Here is a 6,777-nt window from a genome sequence, read left to right as displayed (position 1 = left end):
CCAAAGTTAAGAGCAGAACCAAGTTGAGAAAAAATAATTGTAAAAATAATAAATGCCAATGGTGACAAATATCCCCTGCCTAAACAAGCAAAAAAAGCCACTGGAGTAGAGAGTATGATCGCAAGAGTAGTACAATAACCAAAAGTAAGTATACCTTTGAAAATCACCGTTAAGCTCCCACCCTCAAGTCCAATCAAATTACCAGCGAATAATCCCAATAAAAGTGCAAAAATTGCTAGAATATAGCTCCACAAAGCGATAACGATAAACTTGGATAATACAATTGTATCTCTTTTTATCGGGAGCGCTAATAGGTCTATCATCGTTTTATCAGAATATTCTCTGCCAAAAACCCAAGATGCTGTAAATCCAAAAATGAGCAATCCCCCAACAGAAATGACTTGTGATACGGTCATTAAGTATGACGACCAATCTGTTATCCTCATCATTTCCATTTTTGCAGAAATCAAACCAAGATTTTTGAAATTCTCTGGATATTTCATCATAGTTGCAAACAACCCAACTATAAAAGGAACTAAACAGATAGAACAAGCAGTTACGATGGAAAGTTTTGATTTTATTAACTTTTTCCATTCAATTAAAATACAGGAACTAAGCTTTTTCATTCGAAACACCTCCATTATAGTCATTCAGTATTCTTAAGAAATAATGTTCTAAATCTTCTTTCTTAACAGCCAACGATTTGGGTGGATAACCTTCATGAACCAGCAATGTAGCAATTTTTTCCGGATATTCCACAGATTTTTTATCAATTAGTTCTAAGAAATCGATATTATTTTCTGTGTCTGATTGAATGTTTACCTGATAGCCATGGTTTGATAGCACTTCTTTCATGGCCTTATTATTAGATCCAGTTACTAGTAACCTCTTTTCTAAGTACTGTTCTAATTCATTGCTTTCAACTTCTCTTATAAGTCTGCCCTCATGTATAATGACTATTCTAGTAGCAATTTTAGATATTTCTTCCAGATTATGACTTGAAATAAGAACAGTTGTACCTAGATTATTTGCCAATTCCTTTAACAGCTCTCTCACTTCAATAACTCCAAAAGGATCTAATCCATTTGTTGGCTCATCAAGAATTAGAATTTTAGGTTTATGAATAATCGCTTTTGCAATTCCTAAACGCGCAACATTTCCTAAAGAAAGATGCTTCTCCTGTTTGTGTTCATATTGCTTTAGTTTTAATTTTTCAATTACCCAGTCAATATTATCTTTATTAACCCCTCTTAATTTACTAACTATTTCTAAATTTTCTCTCACAGTTAAGTCTGGATAAGAATAAGGTGTCTCAATAATATAACCTATTTCATTTCGAAGTTCTAAATTACTCAGATCTAACTTTTTTCCTTGAATATAACATTCTCCTGATGTAGATTTTATCAATCCTAGCATCATTCGCATCGTCGTTGTTTTCCCTGCACCATTCAGTCCTAAAAAACCTACTATTTCACCACTTTTTATTGATATATTCAAGTTATTGACAACATTTTTTGTTCCATATCTTTTAGAAAGGTTTGCGGTTCTAATTGCTTCTTTCACCATTACCTATCCTCCTTAGTAATTTGCTCAACAATTCCTTGTATGACTAACTTCAATGTAGTATCAAATTGTTCTTCACCGATTTCCTCAATGTGTAATATAGTCATAGCAATCGTTCTAAATAAAGCAGAGACGATTTCTACCGATACATTTTCTCTAATGTTGATTCGGGATACAATTTTTTTAACCATTCTATCATCTATCAGATGATGATTTGTTATCGCCTCTTTTGGTAATTTTCTTACGAGTAATTCCATCTCATGATTTTTAAATATGGTATACATAAATGAATAGCGAAAATCTTGATAAAAATCATAAAGTAACTGTACCAGACGATTTGTATCTATCTTGGCTTCCATATCTAATTGTTCTGTCAGGCGATCCATAACATCTATTTGATATTCTTCTAAGACCGCAAAAAATAACATTTCCTTTGAGGAATAAAAATTATAAAAAGAACCTTTGGAAATATCTACCATTGCTGCCATCTGGTCAACTGTGGTTTTCTTAACCCCATATCTTTGAAGGCATTCCTTTGCAACTTTATGTAATTTCTTTCTAATTACTTCTTTTTCTTCAGCAGTAAAAGCAGTAGCCATAACTTCCTCCTAAAAACGCTGTGACGTTTTTTGATTTTACGGTCATAGAATATCATATAAACTGAAAAATGTCAAAAGTCTCATATTTTATTTGCAAGAAAATATAAGACTTTAAATTTACACACATCATAATTCTCTTCTTTTAGACCTAGTTATTTGATTTTCACGATTTAAAAAATAAGGATACAGTACTGAAAGCTCCTATTATCTGGCTTTTCTCTCTGTATCCTTATTATATATCAAGTTTCTTCTCTCAATTTCTCAATCATGACCAGGAAAGGCGGATGGTTAATCTGATTGATGGTCTTGTAGAGGGCAACAGTGAAGTCCTGCTGGGGCAGCTGACTGACGAAGTCTAGCACTGCATCTTTTTCAACTTCACCACCTTCATGCCCGTAATAAATCATGATAGCTGCACGGCCACCTTTTTCCAAGCCCCGGCAGACCTTTTCCAAAGCTTCCAGCGTCGTATCTGGTCGGGTAATGACAGACTTGTCCGCCGAAGGCAGATAGCCAAGATTGAAAATGGCAGCCTTGAACTGGTCTGTATATTGGTCTAAACTCTCATGGCCAGCCAAGATTAGCTGGGCATTATCCAAATTCGCTTCTGCCAAGCGCTGGCGGGTCTTTTCCACAGCCTGTTCCTGAATGTCAAAAGCATAGACTTGCTTGGCCAACTTAGCCAGAAAGAGGGTGTCATGTCCATTCCCCATAGTAGCATCCACCACGGTATCTTCCTTGGTCACGACTTCCGCCAAAAAGGCATGGGCCATCTGTAAGGGTCTTAACATACGAATCTCTGCTCCTTTGCTTTACAACCTTGCTTGCTGCCACGACGACGCATTTCTGCCTCAATGGCATTGAGAACTTCCCATTTATTTAGGCTCCACATAGGGCCAATCAACATATTCCGCGGGGCGTCGCCAGTGATACGGTGGATGACGATATGCTCGGGGATAATCTCCAGTTGGTTGCAGATGATGGAGACATACTCCTCTTGACTGAGCAGCTGCAGCCGCCCCTCATGATAATCCCTCTGCATGCGGGTATTAGTCATTAGGTGAAGCAGGTGGAGCTTAATCCCCTGAATGTCATTATCCGTCACACAGCGGCGGACATTCTCTAGCATCATCTCATGGGTTTCACCCGGCAGGCCATTGATCAAGTGAGAGACAATCTCCGCCCTGGGAGCCAGCTTACGAACTCGCTGGACCGTCTCCACATAGAGCTCATAAGAATGGGCACGATTGATGAGGTCCGAAGTCTCCTCATAGGTAGTCTGAAGGCCCAGTTCCACGGTCACATGCATACGCTCGGATAAGTCAGCCAAGTAGGCTATGGTCTCATAAGGCAAACAATCCGGCCTAGTTCCGATATTGAGTCCAACGACACCCGGCTCGTTAATGGCTTGCTCATAGCGCTCACGGATTACTTCAAGCTTCTCATGGGTATTGGTGAAGTTCTGGAAATAGACCAGATACTTGCGAACATCAGGCCACTTGCGGTGCATAAAGTCAATTTCCTTATAGAACTGATCGCGAATGGGCGCATCTGGTGCCACAATGGCATCACCCGAGCCCGAAACGGTACAGAAAGTACAACCTCCATGAGCTACAGTACCATCCCGATTGGGACAGTCAAAGCCCGCATCAATAGGCACCTTAAAAGTCTTTTCACCAAAAAGTTTTCGATAATAATCATTCAAAGAATTGTAAGATTTCATACCTTTCATTCTACCACAAAAAAGTGTATAGAAACAAAAATTCCCTCTTTCACAGGGAAAGAAGGAAATCATCGCTCCCACTGATAACGCTTGAGGTCCACACAGCCATTAGCCTTCAAGTCCACTCCCTCCGCCCAGAGCAAGTGCTTCTGGTCTTCCCAGCCTGGTGCGAGACGCCCTGCTACATTGACCACCCGATGGCAAGGGTGCTTGCTGCCATAAAGCTCAGTCTGACTGAGTATCTTTCCGACCAAGCGGGCATTTTTTGGCCGACCAATCAAACGGGCAAGCTGGCCATAGGTCGCCACGCGCCCAGAGGGAATGCTATCTACTAATGCTAAAACAGCATCGATGAGTTCTGGATTTAAATAAGACATTCTGACCTCCTAATCTTGTTTGCTCCTATCTTACACAATCCAACTCCCTTTATCAAGACAAAAAGGCCAGCAAAGCCAACCTTTCGCATCTATATTTATTTCTGCTTTCCCTTGAAACGCCACTGAAAACGCAGCTTGTCATAAAAGGGAAATTCGATATTGAGAATGGCAAAGCCCATCAAGGCTCCTCCGATAACATCTGTCGGATAATGCACGCCCAGATAGACTCTGGATGCCATAACAGTAAAGATATAGACCAGGAGCAGGCCTTGTACCAAGCGCTTTATTTTTTGGTTTTGAATCCGTTGCTGGACGATAATAATCAAGGTTCCAAGAACAATGGCTGTCGCCATGGAATGTCCGCTCGGGAAAGAATAACCACCCTCTTCGACCAAATGCGGAATACTCGGCCGGCTTCTGTGGTAAACGAGTTTAATCAGCTTAATCAAAATCCCATGTAAGACCAGATTTCCCGCTAGCAAAGCAGCTTCTAGCTTCCATTTTTTGTAAAGGAAAAAAAGAACAAGAGCTGAAACCCAGATAATAATCCCCAACGGATCAATCACACTGGTCACTAGTTTGAAAAATGTCGTCAAAGCTGCAGGCAAGTCTCCCCGCAACCAGGTCTGAATCGGGGTATCAAAGCTGGTCAGCTGCTCAGGATAAAACTTGACCATATAGCCTAGCATGACGAAAAGTAAAAGGGCAAAAGAGCCCTTTGTTAGATAAGATTGTTTATTTTTCATAGCGTTTTAGGACGGGCTGTAAGAGTTTGTAAATTAGCCAAAAGACGACAGCCCAGATCACTCCTTCTAATAGGTTAAAAGGGACAATCATGGTCAGCAGATACTTGGAAAGACCAAATGCCTTATTAATATCAAAACCAGCAAACTTCGCATAGAGAGGCACTGCATAGATAACATTTAGAACAAGCATTGTAACAGTTAAACCAAGCGTTGCTACCAAAGAAGCCTTCACATAGTCAAACAAGCTCTTCCTTTTTTCCCACAAGAGGGAAAAAGCATAAACAAAGACTGCTACCGCTAGTATATTCATGGGTAGACCGATTAGAGTGCCTACGCCATTATTATTCAAAGCTAGCTTTAAGACAGAGCGAATCAAGAGCACTGCTAGAGAGCTTTTTAAATCCAAGACTACCAAAGCCAGTAAAATCGGAATAATTGAAAAATCCAACTTTAGAAACTCGGTTATCAAGGGAATCTCATAAAACATGAGTAGAAATGATAGAGCAGATAAAACTGCTACAATCGCCAACTTACGAGTATTTGTCATCACAGGTTCCTCCAATTTATAAAAATTAGAGAAGCCGGAAAGGCCACTGAAAAAAGGCTTGTCAGCTAATGATTATTTAGTATAAGGCTCAGCCCTTAAATAAAGATTAAACGGCAAGAATGCTTCACTGCCTCTCGTCTTCTCCCATCCAGACTATACTGTCGGTTGTGGAATCTCACCACATCAGCTTGCGCTCGCGGACTTGATTTGGCATTGAGAAAAAAACATTTCCAAGCCAAAAGTTACCGCCGGTCGGGAATCTCACCCTGCCCTGAAGACATCATTATCATAACAAAAAAAGCCTGCCAGAGCAAGCAATTTGATTGATGTAATTAAACATATTTCAACAATGGTATTCTATCTATTAGGAAAATTTACTGCTTAGATACATTCATTCCGCTACTTCAGCTTGTCCGCTTCATACTCATGTACCAAATCTAAGCCAGCAAAATTCTGCTGACGCAGGGCTTCATAAACAATCATGCAGACTGTATTTGAAACGTTGAGGCTGCGGACATGCTGGTCGTTCATGGGAATACGCAAAGCCTTTTCTGGATGACGACGCATAAATTCCTCTGGCAGTCCCTTGTCCTCACGACCAAACATAAAATAGTGCGAACCTTCTGCTGAAAAGTTTTCCTCAGAATAGACCTTCTCTGCAAACTTAGAAATCAGATAAAGTCGGCCATCCATCTGCTCCATAAAATCGTCTAAACTGTCATAGTAGGTGATGTCTAGCTTATCCCAATAGTCCAGCCCCGCCCGTTTCATCTTGCGGTCATCAATGGGAAAACCCATGGGCTTGATGATGTGAAGCGGTGAATTAGTCGCAGCGCAAGTACGGGCGATATTGCCGGTATTCTGCGGAATCTGAGGCTCAAAAAGAACGATATGATTTTTCATAATAAGAATATTTTCCTAGTATTTTTCTTTAGATAAAAAAATAGCCACACTGCCCGGAGTCAAGCTCAGCAAACAGCGTGGTTAAGGCTTCATTAACTTACATCACAACAGGTTTGAGGTAAACCAATGAAGGTACTCATTTAGTATAACACTTTCAGCCTACAAGTCAATAAAAAATGCTCAAAAAGTTGTACTTTTTTTAAAAATATCACAGGAAGATACCATTTTGGTAAAAAAATATTCGGAATTCTATAAATAAGCAAGCTATTCTGTATTTTATAGATGAAATTTAAATGAAAAAAGAGTATGATAGATACAT

Annotated in this window: 9 protein-coding genes and 1 riboswitch; all 9 genes read right to left on the bottom strand. The window is 39.8% G+C overall.

Annotation, left to right across the window (positions count from 1 at the left end; genetic code table 11):
* Positions 1-626: ABC transporter permease (locus RP262_RS09065; protein ID WP_311154943.1), on the bottom strand; the 626-nt coding region annotated here is incomplete at its 3' end.
* Positions 613-1,566, bottom strand: a complete 954-nt coding sequence (locus RP262_RS09060; protein WP_311154942.1) for an ABC transporter ATP-binding protein — start codon at positions 1,564-1,566, stop codon at positions 613-615. The genes RP262_RS09060 and RP262_RS09065, both read right to left, overlap by 14 nt.
* On the bottom strand, positions 1,566-2,162 hold the full coding sequence (locus RP262_RS09055) for a TetR/AcrR family transcriptional regulator (RefSeq protein ID WP_399553058.1): 597 nt from the start codon (positions 2,160-2,162) through the stop codon (positions 1,566-1,568). The genes RP262_RS09060 and RP262_RS09055 overlap by 1 nt, the downstream gene beginning before the upstream one ends.
* Positions 2,163-2,401: 239 nt before the next feature.
* Entirely contained in the window at positions 2,402-2,953 is a 552-nt protein-coding gene (locus tag RP262_RS09050) for a class I SAM-dependent methyltransferase (protein WP_311154941.1), read from the bottom strand.
* Entirely contained in the window at positions 2,947-3,894 is a 948-nt protein-coding gene (locus RP262_RS09045) for a TIGR01212 family radical SAM protein (protein WP_311154940.1), read from the bottom strand. The genes RP262_RS09050 and RP262_RS09045 overlap by 7 nt, the downstream gene beginning before the upstream one ends.
* A gap of 59 nt (positions 3,895-3,953) precedes the next feature.
* A complete protein-coding gene (locus tag RP262_RS09040) occupies positions 3,954-4,262 on the bottom strand; it encodes an MGMT family protein (RefSeq protein WP_311154939.1) in 309 nt (102 codons plus the stop codon).
* 95 nt (positions 4,263-4,357) lie between these two features.
* Positions 4,358-5,008 carry a phosphatase PAP2 family protein gene (locus tag RP262_RS09035; RefSeq protein ID WP_311154938.1) on the bottom strand — a complete coding sequence of 217 codons (651 nt, stop codon included), beginning with the start codon at positions 5,006-5,008 and terminating at the stop codon, positions 4,358-4,360.
* Entirely contained in the window at positions 4,998-5,555 is a 558-nt protein-coding gene (locus RP262_RS09030) for an ECF transporter S component (protein WP_311154945.1), read from the bottom strand. Before RP262_RS09030 ends, RP262_RS09035 begins: the two co-directional genes overlap by 11 nt.
* Before the next feature lie 132 nt (positions 5,556-5,687).
* Positions 5,688-5,838: riboswitch (FMN riboswitch) on the bottom strand.
* 116 nt (positions 5,839-5,954) lie between these two features.
* Positions 5,955-6,458 carry a tRNA (cytidine(34)-2'-O)-methyltransferase gene (locus tag RP262_RS09025; RefSeq protein WP_311154937.1) on the bottom strand — a complete coding sequence of 168 codons (504 nt, stop codon included), beginning with the start codon at positions 6,456-6,458 and terminating at the stop codon, positions 5,955-5,957.
* Between the last annotated feature and the right edge of the window lie 319 nt (positions 6,459-6,777).

Origin of the sequence: uncultured Streptococcus sp. (assembly GCF_963456385.1) — a bacterium.
GTDB lineage: Bacteria > Bacillota > Bacilli > Lactobacillales > Streptococcaceae > Streptococcus.
Note: the sequence above shows the minus strand (reverse complement) of the source record. Positions and strands in the feature narration are given on the sequence as shown.